The sequence below is a fragment of the Klebsiella sp. P1954 genome (assembly GCF_018199955.1).
GTDB classification, from domain to species: domain Bacteria; phylum Pseudomonadota; class Gammaproteobacteria; order Enterobacterales; family Enterobacteriaceae; genus Klebsiella; species Klebsiella pneumoniae.
In genome coordinates this window covers 5,347,055-5,371,449 of record NZ_CP073373.1, presented here as the reverse complement: position 1 = coordinate 5,371,449, position 24,395 = coordinate 5,347,055, and the positions used below count along the sequence as shown (strand labels likewise).

Sequence of the window (24,395 nt, the reverse complement as noted above, 5' to 3'; positions counted from 1 at the left end):
GTCTTTCTTCCATCTCACAGAGAGGCACATCGCCATGAAAAAGACCCGCTATACCGAAGAACAGATTGCGTTTGCGCTGAAACAGGCCGAAACCGGCACTCGGGTGGAGGAAGTCTGCAGAAAGATGGGCATTTCTGAAGCCACATTTTACAACTGGAAGAAAAAGTTTGGCGGCATGGGCGTGACAGAGCTGCGCCGCCTGCGCCAGCTTGAGGAAGAGAATCAGCGTCTGAAACGTCTGGTGGCCGATTTAAGTCTGGACAAGGAGATGCTGCAGGAAGTTATCAAAAAAAGTTCTGAGGCCGGCTCAGAAACGTCAGGCGGTGCATTTTCTGCGGGGGGCTTACCGTATCAGTGTCCGACGGGGATGCGGACTGCCGATGCAGAGCAGAACCGTTTACCACTGGCAGAGCCGGCGGGATGATCGGGCGATAACCCTGCGTATCCGGTAAATAGCGGAAACCCGGATCCGCTACGGTTGCCCGCGTATTCATATTCAGCTGCGGCGGGAAGGCTGGCCTGTTAACCACAAGAAAACACACCGGATTTACTGTCTGGAAGGCCTCAACCTGCGCAAAAAGCGCCCCCGCAGGCATGTCAGTGCAGCACATCGTCAGCAACGTCCGGTCCTGACCGGTGTCGATCAGTGCTGGAGTATGGATTTCGTGTCGGATAACCTGTTTAACGGACGACGTTTCCGGGCGCTGACTGTAGTGGATAATTTTAGTCGGGAGTGTGTGGCGATCCATGCCGGAAAGTCGCTGAAAGGTGAGGATGTGGTCGGTGTGATGGAAAGTTTGCGGGTGCTGGGCAAGCGCCTGCCGGTACGTATTCAGACAGATAACGGCAGCGAGTTTATCTCGAAAAGTCTGGATAAATGGGCGTATGAGCACGGGGTCACAATGGACTTCTCCCGCCCCGGAAAACCAACGGATAACTCGTTTATTGAATCATTTAACGGCAGTCTGCGGGATGAATGCCTGAACATTCACTGGTTTCTCTCGCTGGAAGATGCGCAGGACAAACTCGACAACTGGCGCAGGGAATATAATCATGAGAGAACGCATTCATCATTAAATGACATGACTCCGGCTGAATTCATCCGAAGTCTCCGGAAAGACGAAGATCTCTGATTTAGCACTGCACTGATTTTGGGCCAGGGTCAACTTCTCCGAAGCCTGAAGACCGAATGGGTACGGCCGAAGGGCTAGGCTGTGTACCTTAATCACCTGAGCTATAGTAACTGCCTGTTTCCAAAACACATTGAACTATTGCTCGCTACGACCTTCCCGATGAAGCATGGACGCTCATCCAGCCCTTATTACCTGCTGAGCCTGCAACACCACGGGCCGGGCGCCTATGGGCAGAACACCGTATGATCATCAACGGTATGTTCTGGGTGCTGTGTTCAGGCGCATCATGGCGCGATTTGCGTGAGCGATACGGTCCATGGAAGACCGTTGACCACCGCTTTAACCGATGGTCAAAGACAGGAGTGATTAACAATATTTTCAACAGGTTACTTACGTTACTTAATGCAAACAGCCTTATTGACTGGTCAGCGACAGCGCTGTATAGCAGTAATATCCGTGCACTCAGATGTGCAGCCGGTGCTCAAAAAAACATCCCGATATCGCCGGAGATAATGTGCTGGGTCGCTCTCGCGGCGGTTTTGGCACCAAAATCCACCTGTCGACAGACGGAAGCGGTCTGCCGTTAAACATCGTGCTGAGTCCCGGACAAGCCCATGAAAGCCTGTTCGCTCAACGTCTGCTGGACGGTATTGGTGTTCAGCGCCAGAACGGCAGTATGAAGCGCCGTGGTCATGCGGTACTGGCAGATAAAGCCTACTCCGGACATGCGTTACGTAACGAACTGAAGAACAAGGGTATAAAAACCGTTATCCCTCGCAAATCAAATGAGAAAATGGCGTCAGATGGTCGTTCACAGCTCGATCGTGATACTTACTGTAATCGCAATGTTGTTGAACGTTGCTTTTGCAGCCTTAAAGAATATCGTCGCATCGCCACACGCTACGACAAAACAGCGAGGAATTATCTGGCAATGGTGAAACTGGGCTGCATCCGAAAAGGTTATGTAATTAAGGGACACAGCCTAAAACAGCTTCAGCGAAGCTCTGAGCGCAGTAATCCGCTACATGACGGGGTATTACAGTGCCACCCGCCCTCACTGGTAAAACGGCGGATTACGCTAAATGAATCGGAACGGCTGTATTACTTACAGTCTAATGTAGTGGCCAGTATTAGTTGACCACTACAATTTGAGAACAACTGTTCATTTGCGCTTTTTACGAAAAAAATTAAGTCGCTGGCAGAGTAGGTTTAAACATATATGACACATAGTGAAACACAAAAACGCTTTTAAGTTACGAATTGTTAAGATAAAATCCCTCGGAAAATAGTAAATTCACCAAGCCGAGATTACAAGCATCATGAATGAAGAAACATTAACAGAAAAAGAAATTGAATTTGTTCAAAACGAATTACAGAAATATTGCGATAACCTGACAGCGGAAGTTAAAGCGGCTATTGAAAAAACTGAACGAGACGTTGCAAATGAAGCCGAAATTAGAGGGTTAAGTTATCCGGTCAATCCAGCAAACTCAGGCTTCCTGAAGGCAATGTTGATTCAGGAGCTTTTAGACGACTTATGTAGTGAAAGAAAAGAATTTGCTGTTCATATACTAACGAACGAAGCGAACAGGTTGGGTGTAAAGATAAACATGAATTAATTAACTCCGCAAAAAAAAAGCACCAAGTGTCGTTACCTTAATCTCCTTTGCAACCCACGCGTTGCAGTTGCAAAGGTACATAATTGTCTTCGTGGATTATTAAAAATTTAAAGCAAACTGTTTAATTTAAGCCGTCCTGTGGTGAGTGATGAGTCGGGACTTTTACTTTTGTGCAATTTGTTTCCAGCCTTTCTGATACATACAGTTTTTGACAAGAATATTTCGGTTTACCTCATTCGCATCCGAGCTTGAGAAGGTTATATCATCTGTATTACCTTTCTTTCCCCTTTTCTGATAAGCACCAGTTAACAGATTATCTGGTGGCAAATCCTTCAGGGCCCTTGCCTTGCAATAAGTTTCATCAATATCGGCCTGTTCATCGTCGAAGTCAGGCTTAACCCATTTATAGCTAACACAACCCGTAAGGGTCAATACTAACCCTGCGAGCAGCAGTTTATTTCTCATCGTATTACCTCGAAGAAAAAAGGGGATATTTATTCTGTTTGCGTCTATTTTAGACCTTCAATAATACCTTCAACAATACTAACCCCTGGGGTGTTATTGTAGGATGAAATGCTTACACATTGGTTTTGAACGTTATCTAAAATGCTTTTTGTCGATTTATTGTTTGCAAAAGCCATCGAAGATACCCGATTCTGATTACTGAAAACATCAAGCATCCCTACATTGTTGCCACCGTGATAAATCATCATTCTGTTTAAATCTGACTTACGGTTATATTCACTGGTGTCAGCAATGAGACCTTTTGCACCGATACCTGCTTCAAGACAGCGCCAAATGGAATGAGCGCTAAGGCTGTCCCGATAATAATAAGTCGTTGTCGTTTCAGTTCCCTTTCCATAAGGCATCATTGATGAACAAGCGGCTAAGGTAATGACTAGCGATACTGATGATATTTTTTTAAACATGTAGTTTAGTCCGGTCTGAGAGTTTTCTGCAATGCAAAATCATACAATATCTTTGTATACATAATCAAAAATAAATATTTTGAAACAAATTTACACATCAGGCATAAAAGGTCGTGATTGTACAAAAATTTATCCTCTGCTGTTTTTATTAATGTTATTGCTTTGCAACATATTCTCTGCTATGTTGCGCAAACGCAGGATTCGTTTCCTTCGCTGTTTAGCGGTTATTTAAGCAAACCGTGTTATATTTTTAATCAAGAATGAGCTTAGAACGTGAGATTTTAGAGATGAAAACAAAAAAAATATCATTAGTTTTGTTAGCTTTTTCGATGATTGCTGCAGGGTGTTCAAGTGATTATGTCATTTCCACAAATGACGGCCATATGATGACGACACACGGGAAGCCAGAAAAAGACAAGAGTACAGGGCTTATTTCATATAAAGATACTGATGGGAATGTGCATCAGATTCATCAGTCAGACGTTAAAGAAATCGTCGAGAAGTAATTTTCTCAAATCAATAATAATGAGCATTATCCAGTGGGAATAATGCTCATTATTAAAACCACCATCATTCCCTTTGGTTATGGTCTCGCTTGTATTAAATAACTTTTTTTGCATAAAGGCCGTCATTTACCTATTCTTTCTCATCCATCATGCAGCTTAGTAATTTTCATTCGGTAAAAAAAGTGAGCGAAGCGTATTTTTCAAGAGTGCAGCCATCAGAGTATATTTTGTATGCGGCTAATTTCCCTGCTTACGCATTGCATCTAAAAGATATAAAACTAAAATAAGGGTTTAATCAGCTCCTTCATAAGAAAGCAATGCTGATTTATCAGTGATAACAGACAAGTGGGTAAAATGATGCAATTGAGTATCAGGTTTGTCACCATCAGCATTCTTCTCCCGGTATGTCTGGTAATTTCAATATCGACAGGTATGGCCGTCCGGGAACTGGAAAGAGACACTGCCGTAACCGCCAGTGTGCTGCTGCGCCAGGTTGACCATGTCACTTCCATTGCCCGGCATACAACCACTATTACAGCACGCATGGCAGGGCAACCCTGTCAAACAATACTCGAAAACCTTACTCAAAATGGCGCACTTACCCCTTATATCCGTAGTACAGGGCTTATCCGGAATGATGTTCTAATCTGTTCATCGGTCACTGGTGCCCGGCAACAGACAACCCCGGCGGTCTATGGCATTACTCTCTCAGTTGCGCCAGGTACATTTAAGATTAGAGCAATAGAAGGCACCAGCAGCATACCGGGACAAACGGCCATCATTTACGCGTCCGGCACCATTAACCGCCTAACAGCATTTAGCGTGGTTGACGCACAGTATTTTACTGATCTTATGAATTCACTGGACGATACGAACCACTCGGTACTGCTACTGCGATTCAGTGACGGTCCTGTTATCTCTGTTCTGGATAGGGATCCCCCGCATACCAGAGCCTTCATCGGCGAATTTAGATCTGCCTACAGTCAGGCTCATTTACAAGTCATAACACCTATTCATGCACTCGGACATTACGTACTGCGATACATGATGTTCCTCGGCCCGATGTCCCTGTTACTGACTCTGGCTGCGCTTTACTTATTGCAGCGCTGGCAAAAACGAAAAATGTCACTGGCAGAGGAAATAAGAAAGGGAATGGCTGCGGGGGAATTCTCTGTGCATTATCAGCCCATGTGTGAAACTGCTACAGGAAAATGTACCGGGGCTGAGGCCTTACTTCGCTGGAAACGGGGGGACGGGAGTTCGATGTCTCCAGCGGTCTTCATACGCGCAGCTGAAGAGGAGGGCGTAATTATAAGTCTTACGCAACATCTTTTCTCGCTGATAGCGGATGACTTCAGTCAAAGGAAAATCAATGCTCCCTTTCATTTGGGAGTTAATATTGCAGCTGCTCATCTGGGAGACAGCGGATTTACAGCTGATGTGATGCAGCTCAGGGGGGCACTCGACACTTCCTTCCGGCTTGTACTGGAAATTACTGAGCGGAGCCTGGTGGAAGATACAGCAGTGGCTTCGAAGAAATTAGAAATTGTTCGTGAAAAAGGCTGCCGGATTGCCGTGGATGACTTCGGTACAGGGTATTGTTCACTGAACCTGCTACAGAGCCTGCCGGTTGATTATCTCAAGATCGATAAATGCTTTATAGATACCCTGACCTCTGCCGGGGCAGAAGCACCGGTACTGGACACCATCATTAGTCTAAGCAAGCGTCTGGGCCTGACCACGATTGCGGAAGGCGTCAGCACAACACACCAGAGAAACTGGCTCTTAGAAAACCAGGTGCCTTATGTTCAGGGATACCTTTACGGCAGGCCAATGGCCGTGCCTGAATTCATGGCATGGTATGTTGCAAACGAAAGTAACAATCCTGTTAAAAAAGGATGATGCTTTAAGAATTGTATTGGACAAATACCGGGCGAACGGATGTCCTTGTGGTGGTCAAGTAAAACTGTGGCCAGTATTACTTGACCACTACAATAGATCATGTGCTGTTCCACCGGCAGCGAGCAGATACGTTCTGATTAACTGTATGGCACTGCTCCCTGAATGTTGCTAGAGGTTACGTGTCAGTGCTTCAATATTTTCGGACAGCATATCCAGCAGAGCATTAACATAAACATTTGTATTTCCATGATGCCAAATAACACTCAATGGAAGCCCTTCAGTACTCTTTTCCGGTGAGAGGGCAAGATATTTAACCCCGTCTGCATTCATATTTTTATAGGATGAAGGAACCAGCGCCACTCCCAGGCCGGCTGCAACTAAACTCAGGATAGTCTGTTTTTCCTCAGCATACTGTGCGATGTGGGGGAAGCTACCGCCAGCTTTGAATACATTCATCGTCAAATCATGGCTGTGGGGCCTGGTGCGCCTTTCCGGAACGATAACGGGTTCATTAAAGAAATCGGCAATACTGACTTCGTCATGGCTGACCAGCCGGTGACCGGCAGGAACGGCGAGTACGCAGGTTTCATAAGCGATAAAACGCGTCGTCAGCGTGACATCAATATGTTCAGGTGGACGCACAAAGACCACATCCAGCCACCCGGAGATAAGCCGGGGAATAAGACTGTACGTTTTATCTTCCGTAATATGGATATCCGCATCAGGATATTGCCTGACGAAAAGGTTCAGTAATTCCGGCAGTAACCCTCTGGCGGCGCTGTCGATGGCACCGATCCGCAATGTTTTGTTTTGCGACGGTGTACTTTTACGAAACCGCAGCCGTAATGCATCGAACTCAGCAATCACGGATTTAGCTCCATTCAGGAACTCGGCGCCTTCAGGCGTCAGCGACACATTCCGGGTCGAACGGTTCAGAAGTCTTATCCCCAGCTCGTCTTCCAGCTGTTTAATAAAACGGCTGAGTGACGCAGGCATCATTTCAAGTTTACGGGCTGCCCGGCCAAAGTGAAGCTCATCACCTAACACCGCAAAACAACGTAGTTGATTTATATCCATTTTTTTACCAGAACCAGATTGTACAAATTATTTATATAAAGCAGTGACGATGATAAAGCCCCGCAAAACTTCATACTGGGTTTATTACAAAACTATAACAACCCTACACGACTGTGGAGCATCCCGAAATGAATAACGACCTCGAAAAAAAGGTTATGCGAAAGGTTACCCTGCGCATTATTCCTTTTATCATGCTGCTGTATTTCATCGCTTTTCTGGACCGGGTGAACATTGGTTTTGCCGCTCTGACCATGAATCAGGACCTGGGGTTTTCGCCCACCGTTTTTGGGCTGGGTGCGGGCATTTTCTTCCTCGGTTACTTTTTGTTTGAAGTGCCGTCGAACTTAATCCTGCATAAAGTGGGGGCCCGCATCTGGATAGCCCGCGTGATGATCACATGGGGCCTGGTCTCTGGCTGCATGGCGTTTGTGCAGGGGACAACAAGCTTCTACATTCTGCGTTTTCTGCTCGGCGTGGCGGAAGCCGGTTTCTTCCCGGGCATTATCCTTTATCTCAGCTACTGGTTCCCGGCAGCCAGACGCGCGCAGGTTACTGCCATCTTTATGGCCGCTGCACCGCTTTCCACCGCGCTGGGATCGCCTATTTCAGCCGCTCTCCTCGAAATGCACGGTTTCCTCGGCTACGCAGGATGGCAGTGGATGTTTGTGCTGGAAGCCCTGCCGGCACTGGTGCTTGGGGTTGTGGTTCTGTTCTTCCTTACCGATCGTCCGGCCAAGGCCAGATGGCTGACTGACGAAGAGCGTGCGTGGCTTGAAAACACGATGCAGGCCGAGGAAATGGCCCGGGCGGCAAAACAGAGCCACTGCAGCGCATGGAAAGGGCTGGCGGATAAACGCGTGCTGGCTCTGGCGCTGGTCTATTTCGGTACGTCTGCCGGCCTGTACACGCTTGGGATCTGGTCCCCGCAAATCATCCGCAGCTTCGGTGCTACCTCGCTGGAGATCGGTTTCCTCAACGCTTTCCCGGCTGTCATCGGCGTAATCGCCATGATCCTGTGGGCACGGCATTCAGACCGCACCAAAGAGCGCAGCTGGCATGTGATTGGCGCCTGCCTGCTGGCGGCAGCCGGTCTGATTTACGCCGGTAACGTCAGCACACTCTTTACCGTGATCGTCGCCTTAACGCTGGTCACCGTGGGCATCAGCGCATCGAAACCGCCACTGTGGAGTATGCCTACAGTGTTCCTGAGCGGCCCGGCAGCAGCAGCGGGTATCGCCACGATTAACTCTATCGGCAACCTCGGCGGCTTTGTTGGCCCGATGATGATTGGCGTGATCCGCCAGCAAACCGGTAGCTACACCTGGGGCCTGTACTTTGTCGCCGGACTGCTGGCGCTTTCGGCCCTCATTGTCCTGATTCTTTCTGCCAGGGCTGACAAGCCTCAATTCCGTTTTCAAGGCGGACCCCTAACAGACTCCTTCACTGAAAGACGGGTCATTCCGGACTGACAGCATAAAAATGTTGTCAGCACAGCGTGGGTTATTACTGCCCCTCTGTTACGCTCGCAGCATTGGCTGATTTACCTGTAGCTGAACGATCCTCCATCTGCATAACCAGACTCATGGCTGCCGGTAAAACCGTTAGCGTCACCAGGGTGGCTACAAGAAGTCCACCGATAATCGCAAAAGCCATCGGCCCCCAGAAAATCTGTCGGGAAATAGGGATCATACCCAGAATGGCTGCACTTGCCGTGAGTAGTATAGGTCGTGCCCGGTGAATGGCGGCAGCACCTATCGCCTCATTAAAGTGCATCCCTGACTTCCGGTTATTGTCTGCTTCAATGATGAGAATGACGGCGTTGCGGATGATCATGCCGGCAAGGGCAATAATGCCCAGCAAAGCCACAAAGCCCATTGGAGTTCCGGTTGGCAGCATGGCGAGAACAATCCCGGGTAAACCAAAGGGTGCCATCAGCAGGGCAAGAAACATGCGTGAAACTCGCTTTAACTGAATCATCAGCAACAGCAGCATGCAGAGCAGAGTGACCGGTAAAATGGCAAATACCGAACTGTTACCTTTGTCAGACTCGGCAACAGCACCATCCTCACTGATGCTGTAACCCTCAGGCAACCCCGCTCTCAGATGATTAATGAGCGGCTTGAGACCATTTGATACAGTTTCAGCGCGCAAACCGGGGGCCAGATCCGTCTGTACTGTAATAAAGGGCAGACGCTGGCGCCGCCAGATAACCGGATCCTCAAGCCCCCATTCTGGTGTGGCCACCTGCGCCAGGGGGATTTTTGCGCCCGTCGACGACGTCAGTAGCAGCCCGGAGAGACTGTCAAGATTACGCCTTTCATCTGTGTTGCCCTGCAGTACTACATCTATCAACCGGTTCCTGTCGCGAACAGTAGTAATAAGCGTGCCTGACCAGACCGTGTTCAGATAACGAGCTATCTGATCAGATGAGAGCCCCGCTGCCCTTGCTGCCGTCTGGTTTACCTTTAACGTGATAACGCGCTCGGGTTCTCCTGCTGTCTGGTTCACCTCTCGTGTCAGGGAGGATGCGCCCAGTGCAGCCGAAAGCTGCTCTGCCAGCATCTGGACGCGCCTGTAATCAGGCCCGCTAACGCGATAGCGAATGGGCCAGCCGACGGGGGGACCAAGCTCAAGTGGAGAAACTCGTGTTGTGATGTCGCTGAAATCCCTGGCGAGCACCTTATCGAGATAATGTCGAAGCCTTTCGCGGGCCGCCAGGCTTTTGGCTACCACGACCAGCTGAGCGGTATTTTCATCATCAAGCAGAACATCCATAGGCAGGTAAAAACGTATCGCACCGGTTCCAACATAAGAGGAGTAGTGGTCAACATCGTGGCTGGCTGATACTGCTTGCTCCAGACGCGCTGTCTGACGGAGAGTCGCTTCCTGAGATGCATTCGCCGGGAGAGACAGACTCACCAGAAGCTCAGGGCGATCTGAGGCCGGAAAGAACTCACCCTGCATATAAGTCGTTCCCAGACCAGCCAGCAACAGAGCCAGCAACGCTATACCAAGCGTCAGTAGCCTGTGTTGTAAAACTCTGGTAAGCAGGCGCTGGTAAAATCTGCCCAGGCGTCCGGTGCCAGTGTGGTGTTTCTGCAGCGTGCCAGGTAACAGCCAGCTGCCGGTTAATGGGGAAAACAGTACAGCCACAATCCATGAGCTGATCAGTGCAATAAGTACCACAGCAAAAAGGGTGTAACAGTATTCCCCGGCGCTTGAGGCTGCAAAGCCGACCGGAATAAATCCTGCAATCATCACCAGTGTGCCAGTCAACATCGGGAATGCCGTGGAAGTGAAGGCATATGTCGCTGCGCTGGCAAGGGAATCGCCAGCTTCGAGTCGGGCTACCATGGTTTCCACCGTTATCATCGCGTCATCAACCAGCAGACCCAGCGCAATAATCAGCGCGCCCAGGGAGATCCGCTGCAAGCCGATGCCGGCAAGATACATACAGATGAACGTCATGGCGAGCACCAGAGGTATCGCGGCGGCCACCACAAGCCCTGCACGCAGACCCAGTGAAACAAAAGAGACAGCCAGTACGATAATTACCGCCTCCCCGAGTACGTGCACAAACCCGCTGACAGCCTCCTCAACCACCGCAGACTGATCGGCAATTTTGGTCATTTCAATACCGTGCGGCAGCTGTGCTGCTTCGCTGTTCATGCGCGACCGCAGCGCCTGCCCGAATTCAAGCATATTTCCGGTTGGCGCCATCGAGATGGCAAGGCCAATTGCAGGCTGGCCATTGACGCGAAAAAGCGGAGCCGGTGGCTCTGCAGATCGGCGTACAATGCTGGCAATGTCTGTAAGCGGTATATAACGGTTGTTCACCCGAAGCGTCACCGCACGCAGACTCTCTTCGCTACTGAAAGCTCCGCTGACGCGCAGGGCAACATTGTCACCGGCCGTGCGGGCGGTACCCGCAGGTTCGACCACATTCTGCGCGCGCAACGCATCGGCGACCTGTTGTAAATCCAGACCCATGGCGGACAGCTGGCGTGGGGAGAAGGCGACTACCAGCTGCTCTTCCTGCTCTCCCAACAGCTGAATTTTTCCAACGTCCGGCAGACTCATCAGATCCCGGCGGATGCTGTCCACCCGATCCCGCAGTTCCCGCATAGTAAATCCGTCGGCAGTAAACCCGTAAATCGTACCAAAAGTGTCTTCAAATTCGTCGTTGACCACAGGCCCCTGTACGCCCTGAGGTAATGAAGGAGCAGTGTCCTGCATCTTCTTCCGTACCTGGTACCAGATGTCTGCGACCTGATCAGGAGGCGTGCTATCGCGAAGATTAATAAAAATAACGCAGCGCCCGGCGTGCGTCTCACTCTGGACATAGTCAAGCCACGGGATTTCCTGAAGCTTTTTCTCCAGCGTGTCAGTAACCAGATTTACCGTGTCGCTAAGGTTCGCGCCCGGCCACTGCGCAGAAACCACAGCCGTTTTGATGGTAAACGCCGGATCTTCATTGCGGGAAAGCTGTTCGTAACTGATAATGCCGGTGGCCATAATGAGCAGCATCAGAAAGGCCATCAGCTGCTGTTGTTTCAGCGCCCAGGCCGAAAGATTAAAGCCCTGCTTCATCCTGGTCCTCCTGTATGCCAGCCACGTGCTCACCGTCACGCAGGCTTCTGACGCCCGCCGTTACCACACGATCTCCGGGTGATACTCCAGCCCGGATAAAAACAGCGTCCGCAGAGTAACCTGCAATATGTACGGCTCGCCGGTAGACCTTATTATTAGCCGGATCCAGAATGAAAACAGCAGGAGCTTCTGACAGGCGCGTAAGAGAAGAGGCCGGAAGCGTTATCACCTTTTCACCCGCTGAGTCCGCGATGGGAAGCGTTACAGAGACGCTGGCTCCCATCACCATGTCAGGCGGCGGATTATCAAGCGTGATGCGCACCCGCCAGCTGCGCGTTTGCGGGTCGGCCTGCGGGCTGATGTCACGCAGATGCGCCTGTGCAATAACGGAAGCATCCTGAAGCAATGCCACATGAAAAGTGGCACCAGGCTGACGGGATACGATTCCGGGACTGGCCACGTCAAATACGACGTCCCGGGCATTACTGGAGGCCACGGTAAACACGGTTTGTCCGGCGCTGACCACCTGCCCCGCAGACGCGCTGACGCCCGTGACCAAGCCGTTTACCGGCGCCGTTAGGGTCGTCCAGCGCACGTTCTCCTGCGCATTTTTCAGCGCCGCTTCACTGCTCTGAAGGCGTGAAAGTGCGGCCTGCCAGTCGGCTGCGGCGGTGTCCAGCTGCGCCCGCGCAATGGCCCCGGACGGCATCAGAAGACGCATGCGATGCAGATTAAGCGCCGCCACTTTTTCCGCGGCCCGGCTGCTGCTGACGTCTGCCTGAGCGCTGGTTAACTGATTTTGCGCTGTTGGACTGTCCAGAACAGCAAGCGCATCACCCTGCCGAAACCGGCTGCCTAGGTCAGCGCTGCGCGTCAGTATGCGTCCGTCCAGCCTGAAACTCAGGGACATCTCATCATGCGCCCTGATTTCGCCGGTCAGCGTCTGTACCCCGGGAGACTCACGCGGACCGACAGTCACGAACCTGACCGGACGCAGAGGTAAAGAAGTGGGTTGTTTTTTGCCATCGCAGCCGGCCAGCATAATGGTCATCAGAACTAAACAGCCCAGCAGAGGCATCAGTGAGAGAAGATACCGGGTATCCGGCAGGTTCCTGACGTCCTCTTTAAGCAGGACGTGATGTTCATCAGGCATGGCGCAGTTCCTCTAATAGGTTTTGCGCCATTAAACCTCTTGATTATCAAGATTCCTGCGACGATTTATCAAGAGGATGTCAAGACAGTCAGAAACCGTTATGCAGTAGCCTGCAGTACGATTCGCATCCGCAAACCGCCCCCCGAAGGAAGACTGGCCTCGATGGTTCCGCCATGTGCATGACATATTGCCTGTGCGATAGACAGGCCCAGCCCACTGCCGCCAGAGTGTCGTGCGCGGGAAGTATCACCGCGCACAAAGCGCTCGAACATGACATCAAGGAATTCCTGCGAAACGCCGGTGATGCTGCCAACTTACTGATTTAGTGTATGATGGTGTTTTTGAGGTGCTCCAGTGGCTTCTGTTTCTATCAGCTGTCCCTCCTGTTCAGCTACTGACGGGGTGGTGCGTAACGGCAAAAGCACCGCCGGACATCAGCGCTATCTCTGCTCTCACTGCCGTAAAACATGGCAACTGCAGTTCACTTACACCGCTTCTCAACCCGGTACGCACCAGAAAATCATTGATATGGCCATGAATGGCGTTGGATGCCGGGCAACCGCCCGCATTATGGGCGTTGGCCTCAACACGATTTTCCGCCATTTAAAAAACTCAGGCCGCAGTCGGTAACCTCGCGCATACAGCCGGGCAGTGACGTCATCGTCTGCGCGGAAATGGACGAACAGTGGGGATACGTCGGGGCTAAATCGCGCCAGCGCTGGCTGTTTTACGCGTATGACAGGCTCCGGAAGACGGTTGTTGCGCACGTATTCGGTGAACGCACTATGGCGACGCTGGGGCGTCTTATGAGCCTGCTGTCACCCTTTGACGTGGTGATATGGATGACGGATGGCTGGCCGCTGTATGAATCCCGCCTGAAGGGAAAGCTGCACGTAATCAGCAAGCGATATACGCAGCGAATTGAGCGGCATAACCTGAATCTGAGGCAGCACCTGGCACGGCTGGGACGGAAGTCGCTGTCGTTCTCAAAATCGGTGGAGCTGCATGACAAAGTCATCGGGCATTATCTGAACATAAAACACTATCAATAAGTTGGAGTCATTACCCGAAACGCCGGGGCCTGTATCCTGAAAAATTATTTCGTAATTTCCGTTTATGCTTCGGGTGCTAAGAAACAGAGTGGTGCCTTTGCCGGCATAACGCAGCGCGTTTTCCATCAAAATGGTAAACACCTGGCCCAGACGAAAGGGATCGACGTTCAGCACCGACGTTTCAGGCATGTCTGAAACGACATTAATGCCAGCTTCATCCAGCTGGGGCTTTATCCACAACAGGCGTTCGCGCAAAATATCTGACGGACAGCATCGCACCTTTTCCAGACTGAGCTGACCGGCGTCTGCAATGGAGAGCAGGTGAAGTTCATCAATAAGCCGGCTCAGGCAGCTAAGCTGGCCCATGATGAGAGCAAGATGCCGTTGTTCAGGAGTGAATACACCATCGAGCAGCGCCTGCAGTCGCACCATGGCCGCAGTCAATGGCGATCGTAACTCATGCGCCATAGCAACATGTGAGGCGCGAAGCTCTTTTTCATAGCGTGCCAGCTGGCGAGTCATGGCATTAAAATTTTGCGCAAACTGCACAAGTTCGGCGGGTGCTTCAGGCGTTAACTCTGCCTGGGCACCAAAATGACCGTCAGTCACCTCATCTGCAGCTATTCTGAGCTGGCTGAACTGCGCCGACAGGGGCCGGGCATGACGCAACCCAAAATAAGCAATAAACGGGATGGTGACCAGCACCAGAACACCGACAGTCAGCCAGTCCGACGACGCGATGGAAGGACTGGAAAAGCTTATGCCCCACCATTTATCGATAATCTCATGGTACCGGGCTGGATTGAGTTCCGGATGTTCCCGGAGCGTAAGAAATTCATTCAGTACCGCTTCCGGCATACGGTGCGTGGTCCAAAGATACTGCACAGTAAATCGCAGCCACATGCACAGGGCTATCAGTAAAACTGTGCCGATGGCAAGCGTGAGAATGCGCAGGCAAAGCCAGCGCCAGAGCGTCTGGGGTTGTTTTACTTTCATGGCTGACGAAACCTGTAACCCACGCCACGCACGTTCAGCAGCACGTCAGACTGCCCGGCTGACTCGAGCTTTTTACGCAGATTATAAATATGGGTGTCCACCACGCGTTCCAGCGCGTCGCTGTCCGGCAGACACTGCTCCAGAAGAAACTGACGGCTCAGCGCGCGAACCGGGGCGCGCATCATTGTGACCAGCAGATTGAATTCTGTGGGTGTAACGTCAACACTGGTTACCCTGCCTTTACTGTCAGCCACAGTGACTGTCATCGCTCCCGTATTGACCTCCATCCCCTGCCAGCGCAACACCTCTTCCTGCGGATCTCTGCTGCCACCGCTACGACGCAGCACGGCCTGCACACGCGCAACGACTTCACCAGGATGATAAGGCTTAACCACGTAATCATCCGCCCCATAGCGCAGCGCACCGATACGATCGGGCGTATCCCCGATAGCCGTCACCATAATGACGGGAACGTCGCTACTACGCCTGATTTTCGCCAGCACTTCAGTGCCGTTCAGGCCGGGCAACATGACGTCCAGAACTATCAGGTCTGGCTGCCAGCGTTGAGCCTGCTCAAGCCCTGAGAGACCGTCCGCCATGACGCGAACGGTGTAACTTTCCCGACGCAGATAGGCTTCCAGCACCTCTGCCGCATCGGCGTCATCCTCGATAATCAGAATATTTTTGCTCTGCATGACTCACCTTGACAGTTTCTTCATAAATCCCTGGCTGTTTATTGACACAGCTGCGTGACACTCCGGATTCGCGATGCGGCCGCCCGGGCAGGGGCGGATAACGAACAAATAACGAGGTGACATAATGATACCCGGAAAAATGCTGATGTATATGGCCGGTCTGGCCCTGACAACCTCAGCTACAGCCCAGGCTGACAGCAGTGACTCGCAGAATGGCGTGGCAATAGGTGCTGGCGCACAGTATGCGCCCCGTTACAGTGGATCAGAAAAGATGCGTCTCCAGGTGGTACCGTTCTTTCAGGCCAGAGAGGATGCCTTCTTCGCGGATGCCCGGAAAGGGATTGGCTATGACCTGCAGAGTGACAGCGGACTGTATCTGGAGCATACCCTGGGTTACAACCTTGGACGGGATGACAAAGATTCAGACTGGCGCGACGGTGCCAGCAGCCTGAAAGGTATGGGAAAAATCAGGGCGACCGTTAACACGGCGCTGGCAGCAGGCTGGCAGTTTACTCCCTGGTTCAGCGCTGAGGGAAAGGCAACCCTGCCGCTCAGCGATGATCAGGGTGTTAATTATCAGGCCTCCGTCACTCTTTTGCCGCTGCAGAGTGATACGGACACCGTCGCGTTCCAGACCGCGGCCCTGTTTGGCGACGCACGCTACATGAATACCTGGTATGGCGTCAGCGATGTGCAGAGCAGCCGTAGCCGCTATACGCGTTACAAAGCAACAGGCGGATTTTGCGGTGTTGAAACTACAGTGACGTGGAGCCATCAGTTTGATCCACACTGGGCCTCACTCGTGAGCGCAGACTACACATGGCTTGGCGATCATGCCGCAGACAGCCCAATAGTATCCCGGCGTAATGAAGCCACGGGCACCGTGGGTTTTACTTATTCATTCTGAGGAGGCAGAAACTGTGATGCGCTATCTAAACGACCTGTTTTCGTTCATTAAACTCCTGCTACTGTTAGCCGCTATATATCTGATTGCGTATGTAATTTATGTCTCCTGACGGGACTGGCCTGCGACATAAACATCTTGCCTGCAGCCGAGATGATATACGCGAGCTCATACGGCCTGTAATAAAGAGGCATGACATGGCAACCGAACCTGATTTACCCACGCTATTTAAACCTGTATGTTCAAGGCAGCGATTGGCGCAGGTTTTCCTGTAAACCACCCCTGTATCAGCGCTTTCTTATCCAGATAACGGATAAATTTAAACTGGGCGGGTGTTTCCACCCCCTCAAACACCAGTGGTTTTCCGGTGCCACGTAATCCTTTCACCACAGAAACCAGTAAGGCGCGCTTCACGGGGTCATCAATATTGGCAATAAAAATTCGGTCTATTTTTATCTCATCAAAATCCAGTACCGTCAGCCATTCGATATTCGCGGTTCCTGTACCGAAATCATCCAGGGAAATATTAAAACCATATTCCCTGGCTCGCTGGCAAAATGCGGCAATCAAACCTGATTCAGATCGTGAACTTTCAGTGATCTCCAGTTTGATCTGTTGGAGCTGAATTTTAAGGCGGCGGCAGCCTGATACCAGTTGTTCCAGGAACTGACAGTCATTCATTTCATTATCACCTACGTTCAGTGAAAGCCGGAGTGAAGGATTTCTTCTCAGATGTTCCTGCATTTCATCCAGAGCGGTTTCCGTCACAAATCCTGATAGTTTCTGGTACAGTTTTAGCCTGCTGGCCAGGCCAATAAACAGCTCCGGAGATACCCGGCCAAAATACCGGTCCTGCCATCTGACCAGGGCTTCATACGCCACCACAACTCTGTCGCTGGCCTGAACGATCGGCTGGTACTCAATATAAAAATCTTTTTTCTTGACCGCCCGGATAAACCGTTTTTCTAGCGAGTTTTTAGCTTCAAGAGCTGAATCGATAAGCGAGACCATCCAGCAACCGGTAATTATCCCGAACAGGCTCAGAAGGAAAATCAGCATCCAGGAGAGTGACATAACCCCACCGTCCGGTTTATTCGTTGTGACACATAAATCGCGGATCTGGCTGCAATGGCGGGTACTGATACGAAAAGGAGAACCCGATGTCGCCTGCAGGGCAAGATAATTTTTCCCCAGGGAAAAGAGCTGCTTTTGCCCGTTACGCACGGCCAGGGCAATGTAAAAGTCGGGATTCACATTCAGGACGTTGGCAAACGTCAGCGCAGGAGATACTACTGCAATATTATGTTTTATCGTTACGGTTCCGGGGTTGCGAAGATGAACATTGTCCTTTCTGACCGGGTACAATAAATATCCGCTCGGCGTCTGGTAGGGAGGAGACGACAGGAGAATACTGCTCCTTAATGTTCCCCATCCAGCCGTACAGAGAATGCGGTTGCCGTTGACGATACCTATATCATCAATGTATTTATTTTTTTGTCGGATGGTTCTCAAAAGATTGATACCGGCTGGTGTACAGCCTGCAATACCTGAGCTTTCAGCAACTTCAATAGCATCTGCTAACTGCCCTGCTACCCGTTCGGAGTATTGTAATAACCGTTCAGCCACCCTCGACTGGTAGTCCTTCTGGGACAAAACAATAAAATAGTTAGTTACTGACAGAACAATAAGCGTCATCAGCACCGGCAACAGGATCTGCAGATATACCCTTTTTTTCATTGTCTCTATCACTGATGATTAAGTATGGTCTGCTAGTTTATTCAGCAATGGCGTCATTTTTAACAAGTGTGTTGCTTCTTCAGGGGACAGAGCCTCATCAAAGGCCTGTGCCAGCCAGTCATCGCGGCGTTTCCGGCTTTCAGCCAGTACTGAGCAGCCTTTTTCTGTAAGACGGACTCTCGTCTTTCTGCGGTCCGTGGCATCAGTCTTTCTCTCAACCATGCCCTCTTCTTCAAGCTGTCTGAGAATCACTGCAAGGTTAGAGCTGTAGATATCTTCTGCCATAGCCAGCTCAGACGGGGTGACATTATTTCCCATCCTGTCTATTGCACTGACGACCAGCATGCGCGACCACGACTGGGGATCGTTCTGAGAAATTCGCCGAAGTTGCCTTGCAAGCCTTGTGAGCTGATATCTGAATTCACTGATCTCACTAGAAAACATAATTTTAATTCCATAATGTTATTACTATTGTTTCATAGGTAATTATATGGTGTATGCATGCAGGTATTTTTACAAGGAGAAGTTTATGTCACGGTTTATCTGTAACACTCTTCTGCTTACAAACGATGACGGCTTTGATGCGCCAGGCTTGAAGATACTGGAGAAAGTGTGTCAACGCCTGGCAAAAGAAGTCTGGGTGGTAGCGCCAGCTTGCGACAGAAGCGGAACCTCACAGTCTCTTTCTTTACACACTCCTTTAAGGTTCCGTCAAAAGGGCGTTCATCGCTATGTTGTCGAGGGAACGCCTGCAGACTGTGTTGCAATGGCGGTGCGACATCTCATGATTGATTCACCCCCTGATTTTATTCTTTCAGGTATTAATAGGGGGGCGAATATTGGTAACGAAACGATCTTTTCGGGCACCGTGGGGGCAGCGATGACAGGTGTGCTTCTTGGTTTTCGTGCTATCGCCTTGAGCCAGTATTTTAACAACAGGCATAATATTCACTGGGACACTGCAGAACATGCGTCGGAAATCGTACTGAAGTACCTGATTCAGGGCCGGTGGGACTACGGAACCTGCTTTAATGTCAACCTTCCTGACGTAGAACCCGACAGCATAAAAGATATTGCCATCACACGTCAGGGGGAAGGCAATCTGAATAACATCGGCGTTATAGTGCGTGAGGATCTTCGAGCTATTCCTTACGCATGGCTGAATCTGGAAAGAAGTGAAAATGCTGAACCATCAGACAGTGAAGGTTCTGCAGTGAGGGCGGGGCATATCAGTGTCACACCTCTGCATTTCGACAGAACGCATTACAGAGACAGATTAATACATTCACATTGATCACGTATCAGTTGGAATTAACCGTTGCTCAACTGGAGCTCAGCTCTCTGTAACCGACAGGTTCTGCCTCACCGACCCCTTCCCTGAAAAGCTCAGCGGCGGAGATCCTGCCGCCCGGCCAGCGAAAGCCGGCGGCAGGTATACCACGCAAGGGAGCATCTTACCCTTTGGCAAAATTGGCCTGGATCCGCTGCTGCAGATAATCCTCGGCGCTGATGGGCGGGTACTTCCTCTGCGGCCCGAGGATCTCGACATCTTTATTGGCCTGGCAAAAAAACGCCAGGCTGTAGCGCTGCCCCTGATATTCATGGGGCAGCGGATTTCTCACCCGATGGAAGTTAGACGGCAGCTGGTCGTCGCTCCAGCGCATCAGCATATCGCCGATATTGCAGGTGATCACCTCCTCCCGCGGCTCAATGCTGGTCCACTGCTGGCTTTCGCGGTCTTTACCGGGACAAACCTGCAGGCCGCCCTGGCCGGGGCGCTGGAACAGCAGCGTCAGGCAGTCAAAATCGGTGTGCGCGCCGGCCCGCCACATCCCCTGCTGCGACTGCTCGGTTGCATAGTAATGCAGCATGCGCAAGGTGCTCTGATAGGTGTCACGCTGCGGATCGTGCGCGGTGGTAAAAAACGATTCCGGAAAACCGAGCTTTAAAGCAAAGCAGGAGAGGATCTTCATCCCCAGCTGCCAGCACTGCGACTCAAACCCGAGCATTGTCTGCTGGAATGCTGGCAACTCCCGATCGCTGGGCCAGCGCCCGGCCATCAGAGGCCGGGTTATCTGATACGACTCTTTTTGATCCGGGGTGCGGGTCGACGGCCGAACCTGCGCTTTGCTTTCCCAGCCGGCGTTGCCGGCCAGCGGATACTGGCGCTTCACCTCGTCGGGCAGGTCGAAAAACGCCTCGGTCATGCTGAACGCCTGGCGGATATCCGCCAGCGGAATACCGTGATGGCTGACCTGGAAGAAGCCAATCTCCACCGCCGCCTCCCACAGTTGTTCGGCAATGTCATTTTTTCTTGCGGCAAAGTTCGACAGGTCGATACAGCGCACTTCGCGGGCGAAGGTCTCTTCGCCCTCGGCGCCCATCAGCGCCTCTTTTTCCAGTTCCTGTAAGGCGTAGCGTTGATTCTGGGTGGTTGAGGTCATCGTCATTATCCTGTTATCAGTTAAACAGCGGCGCGCTGTTGGAGGGTACGGACGGCCGCCAGCGCGTCGTGACGCATCGCGTCAAGGTCGAGACCGGGAATGGCGTCGTCTTCCACGATGGGGCGGCCATTGAGCAGTAGCGCCTTCAGCGCGGCGCGCCCACCGCAGGCCACCGGCCCAATGGCCATATCGTGCAGGCCGAAGTAGCGCGGATCGTCCAGCCGGTAAATGGCAAGGTCCGCCTGCATGCCGACCTGCAGGGTGCCGCTCTGCGCTAAGCCGAGGATCTGCGCCCCTCCGGCGCTGCCCCAGCGCACTACATCCTCCACCGTGGCCGCATCGGCCCCACCCTCAAAGGTGCCCCCGGCGTAGCGCGGCTGCGCCAGCATCCCCTTGCGCGCGCGCTGCAGCAGCCATGCGGCATGGGCTTCGCTTTGCATATCCGCCGCTTCATTCGAGGCGGCGCCGTCCACCCCCAGCGAGACCGGGACCCCGGCCTGCTCTAACGCCAGCAGATCGGCGATACCGCTGCCCAGCCGGCCGTTGCTTTGCGGGCAGTGGGCGATGCCGGTTCCGGTGCGGCCCAGCAGGGCAATCTCCTCCGGCAGCAGCTTCACCAGATGGGCAAACCACACGTCATTTCCCAGCCAGTCGTGCTCCGCGCAGAACTGCACCGGCGTCATGGCGAATTTCTGCCGCGCGGCGTCGAGATAATCGACGGTTTCCGATAAATGGCTGTGCAACCGGATCCCCAGCTGGCGGGCCAGCTTCGCCATCTCCCGCAGCTGGGCGCCCGGCGCGGAGTGCAGGACGGTAGTGGGCGCCATCACCACCCGGCGCAGAGACTCGGGCCGGGGGTCGTGATAGCGGCTGACCAGCCGTTCGACATCCGCCATATAGCCGTCGAAGGTTTCCGGACGCAGCGCCACCGGCAGATCCTTTTCCACCGCCCGCCCCTGGGTCGCCCCACCCCGGCACAGGACGATGCGCATCCCCAGCGCTTCCCCTTCGCTGAAGACAATCTCCGAGGTATCGAAAGGCATATCCGGCCAGTACAGGTAGTTGTGATCCGCCACGCTGGCGCAGCCCGAGCGCAGAAGCTCCACTAGGCCAATGCGCACCGCCAGACGAAAGGTATGTTCATCGAAAGCCGCGCGAAAGCGGTACGGCGTGGCGCTCAGCCAGGCCGTCAGGCTCTGGTTCAGCCCCTGCGGCTCGCCCTTCAGCAGCGACTGAAAAAGATGGTGGTGCGTGTTCACCCACGCCGGATAGATCACGCAGTCGCGGGCATCGATCTGTCGCTCTTCCGGCAGCGGCGTCAGGCTGCCGATGGCGGCAATCTTGCCGTCGCGGATGCGAATATCCGGCCCGGCCAGCCGCGCCGCCTCTCCGGGCAGACCGCTGAGGATGGCATGGGCATTTTTAATCATTAATGACATGGCGTTGCTCCTCAGGGTTTAACCTGCATGGCCTGAACAAATTCGGTGGTGTAGGCCTGTTTCCAGTCGGTGGCCGCCGCCAGCAGACCGGCGCTGACCATAAAGTCGCGGGTCTTCTGCCAGCGCGCGTCGGTCATCGTCCCCCAGCCCTGGCTGGCGGCATCCCCGCCGTCGATCAGGTGATGCTCACGGATCTGGGTCACGCCCCAGGCGAGCAGATCGTCGGTCATTTTCGGGTTGTCCTGCTTAATCAACGCATTGCCCGGCTCCGGATCCTTGAGATAGCTCACCCAGCCCTCCATTGAGGCGCGGACAAACTTCGCCATCGCCGCTTTACGCTCGGCGATGGTGTCCGGGCGGGCGATAAGGATGCCGCCGTAGGGGGGATAGCCGTGTTCGGAAAAGAGGAAGAAGTTCGCCTTCACTCCGGCCTTCTGCACCTGGAACACCTCGGAGCTGACATAGGCCTGCTGGGCGACAGCGTCATCGACGACAAAGGGTTGAATATTGAAGGTATAGGGGCGAACCTGCGCGTCGCTCAGCTGGTATTGCGCCTTCAGCCACGGCCACCACGTCGCCTGACCGGAGCTGGAAACCAGCAGGGTTTTGTCTTTCAGCCCCTGCAGAGAGGTGACATCGGCATGAGTCAGCAGCCCCTGGGGATCGTACTGAAAGGGCGCGGCAATGGCCTTTGCCTGGAAGCCGCGCTGAATGCCTTCCAGCAGCTGCAGGTCGTAACCGATGATCACATCGGCCCGCTTCGACAACAGCAACTGCATGCCGTTGACCTGCGGTCCGCCGGAGCGGATCTCGACGTCGAGACCGTATTTTTTGTACAGCCCGGTGGCCTGAGCCTGATAATACCCCCCCTGCTCCGCCTGGGCGTACCAGGAGGTCAGCAGAACGATTTTCTCCTCGGCCTGAACGGCCAGCGAGACACCGCCGAGAGCCATCAGGCCCAGCCAGCGTATGCCCCGGGGAAGGCGTGCGCCTGTTTTCATATCCCTCTCCTCTTTACGCCGGGAGGGGGAGCGAGCGAATGTGGCTCAGCCTCCCATCCCGGTCAACATTGAACCGCGACATGGTGACTGAGCAATGTCCCGTATGGATAACCCGTACTGACCGCTTCTACTCACACTCAGCTATACAAAAACAATGCCAGATTTAAACGCCTGCGAGCGGCCGCGAGAAATCGCCTGCGCCGCCGCCCTTGGGCATGCAACCTTTGATTCATGCTCACAAGAAACGCACCATAATGGTGCGCTAATGAATGATTTTAGTGCCTGCCCGACATTTCACAGCTGGCTGAAGAGCATCTCCAGCTGGTTCAGCATCATCGAGGCGGCAAGGGAAAGCTGGCGGGCGGGCGAGACGCACAGCGCCAGCGTGAAAGGCTTAAGCTGCGGATCGGTTAGCGGCACAAACGCCAGCTGGCCGGACTCAATCTCATCGAGAATATCCAGCCGGCACAGGATGCCGATGCCCATCTGCTCTTTGATCAGGGTGCGGATCATGTGAATGTTATTCGATACCGCCACCTCCTTCACCTCGTTGCCGCTGATGTTCACCAGCGCCTCCACCGGCTCGCTGATCATCAATGGGGCGGACGGCAGGATAAACGGGTAGTCGAGGCACTGACTAAAGCGCACCGCGCTGCGGCTGGCCAGCGGATGGCCGGTCGGCACCACGATCCCCATATTCATTTCGGCAAACGCCCGGACCTGCAGTTCACGGGAGGTCTGCGGATTGAGCATGATGCCGAAATCCGCCTCGCCGGAGATCAGCGCCTGCTGGATGTGGATATTGTTGATGGTGGTCAATGTAAAAGAGATGTTGGGATAATGTTTATGCACCTCTTTGAGCATCGTCGAAAAGAAATGCCGGTTAATGGCATCGATGGTGGCGATGCGCACATGCCCCCGCCGCAACCCGCGCAGATCGTCCAGCTGCTCGCAGACCCGGGTAAAGTCCTTTTTCCAGTTATTGGCCGCGTGCAGGAGCAGCTCCCCGGCGGCGGTCAGCCTCAGCCCGGTGGGATGGCGCTCGAAGAGCGGCATCGCCAGCTCCTGTTCCACGCGCAAAATCTGACGGTCGATGGAAGACGCCGACACATGCAGCGCCTCTGACGCTTTACGAAACGATCCCTGACGGGCCACTTCGGTGAAATAGAGCAGAAATCGGGAGAAGGCAAACATGGTTTGGGTGCTCTCTTTTTTGCA

General features: G+C 52.7%; 20 protein-coding genes and 3 pseudogenes. 9 read left to right on the top strand and 14 right to left on the bottom strand.

Annotation, left to right across the window (positions count from 1 at the left end; genetic code table 11):
* Positions 1–34: 34 nt before the first annotated feature.
* From KB890_RS25825 to KB890_RS25815, 3 genes and pseudogenes are all read left to right on the top strand, one after another.
* Positions 35–1,133: pseudogene (locus KB890_RS25825) on the top strand (IS3 family transposase).
* A gap of 137 nt (positions 1,134–1,270) precedes the next feature.
* Positions 1,271–2,097 (top strand): annotated as a pseudogene (locus KB890_RS25820) (IS5 family transposase); the annotation flags it as partial.
* A 355-nt stretch (positions 2,098–2,452) separates the two neighbouring features.
* Positions 2,453–2,752: a hypothetical protein gene (locus KB890_RS25815; RefSeq protein WP_004196397.1), complete on the top strand. Its 300-nt coding sequence runs from the start codon at positions 2,453–2,455 to the stop codon at positions 2,750–2,752.
* Positions 2,753–2,914: 162 nt separating this feature from the next.
* Here KB890_RS25815 and KB890_RS25810 read toward each other — a convergent pair whose 3' ends face one another.
* Both KB890_RS25810 and KB890_RS27620 read right to left on the bottom strand, forming a co-directional pair.
* Positions 2,915–3,217 carry a hypothetical protein gene (locus KB890_RS25810; RefSeq protein ID WP_004180209.1) on the bottom strand — a complete coding sequence of 101 codons (303 nt, stop codon included), beginning with the start codon at positions 3,215–3,217 and terminating at the stop codon, positions 2,915–2,917.
* A gap of 44 nt (positions 3,218–3,261) precedes the next feature.
* Entirely contained in the window at positions 3,262–3,681 is a 420-nt protein-coding gene (locus tag KB890_RS27620; protein WP_223290818.1) for a hypothetical protein, read from the bottom strand.
* A 287-nt stretch (positions 3,682–3,968) separates the two neighbouring features.
* Here KB890_RS27620 and KB890_RS25800 point away from each other — a divergent pair, with 287 nt between their 5' ends.
* Together KB890_RS25800 and KB890_RS25795 are read left to right on the top strand one after the other, a co-directional pair.
* A complete protein-coding gene (locus KB890_RS25800) occupies positions 3,969–4,187 on the top strand; it encodes a YgdI/YgdR family lipoprotein (RefSeq protein WP_004196402.1) in 219 nt (72 codons plus the stop codon).
* Positions 4,188–4,544: 357 nt separating this feature from the next.
* Entirely contained in the window at positions 4,545–6,089 is a 1,545-nt protein-coding gene (locus KB890_RS25795) for an EAL domain-containing protein (protein WP_020323797.1), read from the top strand.
* A gap of 168 nt (positions 6,090–6,257) precedes the next feature.
* Here the strand turns inward: KB890_RS25795 and KB890_RS25790 are convergent, their stop codons facing one another.
* Positions 6,258–7,166, bottom strand: coding sequence for a LysR family transcriptional regulator (locus KB890_RS25790; RefSeq protein ID WP_004180213.1), 909 nt, complete (start codon positions 7,164–7,166; stop codon positions 6,258–6,260).
* Between the two features lie 128 nt (positions 7,167–7,294).
* On the opposite strand from KB890_RS25790, the gene KB890_RS25785 reads away from it, so the two are divergent.
* A complete protein-coding gene (locus KB890_RS25785) occupies positions 7,295–8,635 on the top strand; it encodes an MFS transporter (RefSeq protein ID WP_020323800.1) in 1,341 nt (446 codons plus the stop codon).
* 34 nt (positions 8,636–8,669) lie between these two features.
* Here the strand turns inward: KB890_RS25785 and KB890_RS25780 are convergent, their stop codons facing one another.
* From KB890_RS25780 to KB890_RS25770, 3 genes and pseudogenes are all read right to left on the bottom strand, one after another.
* Entirely contained in the window at positions 8,670–11,756 is a 3,087-nt protein-coding gene (locus KB890_RS25780; protein WP_004180224.1) for an efflux RND transporter permease subunit, read from the bottom strand.
* Positions 11,740–12,909, bottom strand: a complete 1,170-nt coding sequence (locus KB890_RS25775) for an efflux RND transporter periplasmic adaptor subunit (RefSeq protein ID WP_211778008.1) — start codon at positions 12,907–12,909, stop codon at positions 11,740–11,742. The genes KB890_RS25780 and KB890_RS25775 overlap by 17 nt, the downstream gene beginning before the upstream one ends.
* Positions 12,910–13,007: 98 nt before the next feature.
* Positions 13,008–13,208, bottom strand: a pseudogene (locus tag KB890_RS25770) (ATP-binding protein); the annotation flags it as partial.
* Between the two features lie 55 nt (positions 13,209–13,263).
* Between KB890_RS25770 and KB890_RS25765 the strand changes: the two are divergent.
* Positions 13,264–13,961, top strand: a protein-coding gene (locus KB890_RS25765; protein WP_095033700.1) for an IS1-like element IS1B family transposase whose coding sequence is annotated in 2 segments (ribosomal slippage) — positions 13,264–13,513 and positions 13,513–13,961 — 699 coding nt in all. Because the reading frame shifts where the segments join, the coding sequence is not laid out codon by codon here.
* On the opposite strand, the gene KB890_RS25760 is transcribed toward KB890_RS25765, so the two are convergent.
* Both KB890_RS25760 and KB890_RS25755 read right to left on the bottom strand, forming a co-directional pair.
* A complete protein-coding gene (locus KB890_RS25760; RefSeq protein WP_022631216.1) occupies positions 13,896–14,957 on the bottom strand; it encodes a sensor histidine kinase in 1,062 nt (353 codons plus the stop codon). The genes KB890_RS25765 and KB890_RS25760 overlap by 66 nt on opposite strands.
* Entirely contained in the window at positions 14,954–15,652 is a 699-nt protein-coding gene (locus tag KB890_RS25755) for a response regulator (protein WP_004180227.1), read from the bottom strand. Before KB890_RS25755 ends, KB890_RS25760 begins: the two co-directional genes overlap by 4 nt.
* 124 nt (positions 15,653–15,776) lie before the next feature.
* Here KB890_RS25755 and KB890_RS25750 point away from each other — a divergent pair, with 124 nt between their 5' ends.
* Entirely contained in the window at positions 15,777–16,559 is a 783-nt protein-coding gene (locus KB890_RS25750; RefSeq protein WP_004196404.1) for a MipA/OmpV family protein, read from the top strand.
* A 225-nt stretch (positions 16,560–16,784) separates the two neighbouring features.
* Here KB890_RS25750 and KB890_RS25745 read toward each other — a convergent pair whose 3' ends face one another.
* Both KB890_RS25745 and KB890_RS25740 read right to left on the bottom strand, forming a co-directional pair.
* On the bottom strand, positions 16,785–18,293 hold the full coding sequence (locus KB890_RS25745) for an EAL domain-containing protein (RefSeq protein ID WP_004180230.1): 1,509 nt from the start codon (positions 18,291–18,293) through the stop codon (positions 16,785–16,787).
* A gap of 18 nt (positions 18,294–18,311) precedes the next feature.
* The gene (locus tag KB890_RS25740) at positions 18,312–18,737 is read right to left on the bottom strand and encodes a MarR family winged helix-turn-helix transcriptional regulator (RefSeq protein ID WP_004180231.1); all 426 of its coding nucleotides are present in this window, start codon (positions 18,735–18,737) and stop codon (positions 18,312–18,314) included.
* A gap of 85 nt (positions 18,738–18,822) precedes the next feature.
* On the opposite strand from KB890_RS25740, the gene surE reads away from it, so the two are divergent.
* The gene (gene surE, locus KB890_RS25735; RefSeq protein WP_004180232.1) at positions 18,823–19,587 is read left to right on the top strand and encodes a 5'/3'-nucleotidase SurE; all 765 of its coding nucleotides are present in this window, start codon (positions 18,823–18,825) and stop codon (positions 19,585–19,587) included.
* Positions 19,588–19,747: 160 nt separating this feature from the next.
* Here the strand turns inward: surE and KB890_RS25730 are convergent, their stop codons facing one another.
* The 4 genes from KB890_RS25730 to KB890_RS25715 form a co-directional block, all read right to left on the bottom strand.
* Complete coding sequence (locus tag KB890_RS25730; RefSeq protein WP_004180233.1) at positions 19,748–20,737, bottom strand: isopenicillin N synthase family dioxygenase; 990 nt, start codon at positions 20,735–20,737, stop codon at positions 19,748–19,750.
* Between the two features lie 20 nt (positions 20,738–20,757).
* The gene (locus KB890_RS25725) at positions 20,758–22,176 is read right to left on the bottom strand and encodes an amidohydrolase family protein (RefSeq protein WP_004196412.1); all 1,419 of its coding nucleotides are present in this window, start codon (positions 22,174–22,176) and stop codon (positions 20,758–20,760) included.
* Between the two features lie 11 nt (positions 22,177–22,187).
* Positions 22,188–23,177: an ABC transporter substrate-binding protein gene (locus KB890_RS25720; RefSeq protein ID WP_004180237.1), complete on the bottom strand. Its 990-nt coding sequence runs from the start codon at positions 23,175–23,177 to the stop codon at positions 22,188–22,190.
* 294 nt (positions 23,178–23,471) lie between these two features.
* Positions 23,472–24,371, bottom strand: a complete 900-nt coding sequence (locus KB890_RS25715) for a LysR family transcriptional regulator (protein WP_002908057.1) — start codon at positions 24,369–24,371, stop codon at positions 23,472–23,474.
* Between the last annotated feature and the right edge of the window lie 24 nt (positions 24,372–24,395).

Excerpts from the sequence above, each read along its gene's own strand:
- KB890_RS25745 (WP_004180230.1), bottom strand. The coding sequence starts at position 18,293 with ATGAAAAAAAGGGTATATCTGCAGATCCTGTTGCCGGTGCTGATGACG.
- KB890_RS25740 (WP_004180231.1), bottom strand. The coding sequence starts at position 18,737 with ATGTTTTCTAGTGAGATCAGTGAATTCAGATATCAGCTCACAAGGCTT.
- KB890_RS25795 (WP_020323797.1), top strand. The coding sequence starts at position 4,545 with ATGCAATTGAGTATCAGGTTTGTCACCATCAGCATTCTTCTCCCGGTA.
- surE (WP_004180232.1), top strand. The coding sequence starts at position 18,823 with ATGTCACGGTTTATCTGTAACACTCTTCTGCTTACAAACGATGACGGC.
- KB890_RS25715 (WP_002908057.1), bottom strand. The coding sequence starts at position 24,371 with ATGTTTGCCTTCTCCCGATTTCTGCTCTATTTCACCGAAGTGGCCCGT.
- KB890_RS25750 (WP_004196404.1), top strand. The coding sequence starts at position 15,777 with ATGATACCCGGAAAAATGCTGATGTATATGGCCGGTCTGGCCCTGACA.
- KB890_RS25810 (WP_004180209.1), bottom strand. The coding sequence starts at position 3,217 with ATGAGAAATAAACTGCTGCTCGCAGGGTTAGTATTGACCCTTACGGGT.
- KB890_RS25790 (WP_004180213.1), bottom strand. The coding sequence starts at position 7,166 with ATGGATATAAATCAACTACGTTGTTTTGCGGTGTTAGGTGATGAGCTT.
- KB890_RS25800 (WP_004196402.1), top strand. The coding sequence starts at position 3,969 with ATGAAAACAAAAAAAATATCATTAGTTTTGTTAGCTTTTTCGATGATT.
- KB890_RS25730 (WP_004180233.1), bottom strand. The coding sequence starts at position 20,737 with ATGACCTCAACCACCCAGAATCAACGCTACGCCTTACAGGAACTGGAA.
- KB890_RS25760 (WP_022631216.1), bottom strand. The coding sequence starts at position 14,957 with ATGAAAGTAAAACAACCCCAGACGCTCTGGCGCTGGCTTTGCCTGCGC.
- KB890_RS25775 (WP_211778008.1), bottom strand. The coding sequence starts at position 12,909 with ATGCCTGATGAACATCACGTCCTGCTTAAAGAGGACGTCAGGAACCTG.
- KB890_RS25755 (WP_004180227.1), bottom strand. The coding sequence starts at position 15,652 with ATGCAGAGCAAAAATATTCTGATTATCGAGGATGACGCCGATGCGGCA.
- KB890_RS25720 (WP_004180237.1), bottom strand. The coding sequence starts at position 23,177 with ATGAAAACAGGCGCACGCCTTCCCCGGGGCATACGCTGGCTGGGCCTG.
- KB890_RS25785 (WP_020323800.1), top strand. The coding sequence starts at position 7,295 with ATGAATAACGACCTCGAAAAAAAGGTTATGCGAAAGGTTACCCTGCGC.
- KB890_RS25815 (WP_004196397.1), top strand. The coding sequence starts at position 2,453 with ATGAATGAAGAAACATTAACAGAAAAAGAAATTGAATTTGTTCAAAAC.
- KB890_RS25780 (WP_004180224.1), bottom strand. The coding sequence starts at position 11,756 with ATGAAGCAGGGCTTTAATCTTTCGGCCTGGGCGCTGAAACAACAGCAG.
- KB890_RS25725 (WP_004196412.1), bottom strand. The coding sequence starts at position 22,176 with ATGTCATTAATGATTAAAAATGCCCATGCCATCCTCAGCGGTCTGCCC.
- KB890_RS27620 (WP_223290818.1), bottom strand. The coding sequence starts at position 3,681 with ATGTTTAAAAAAATATCATCAGTATCGCTAGTCATTACCTTAGCCGCT.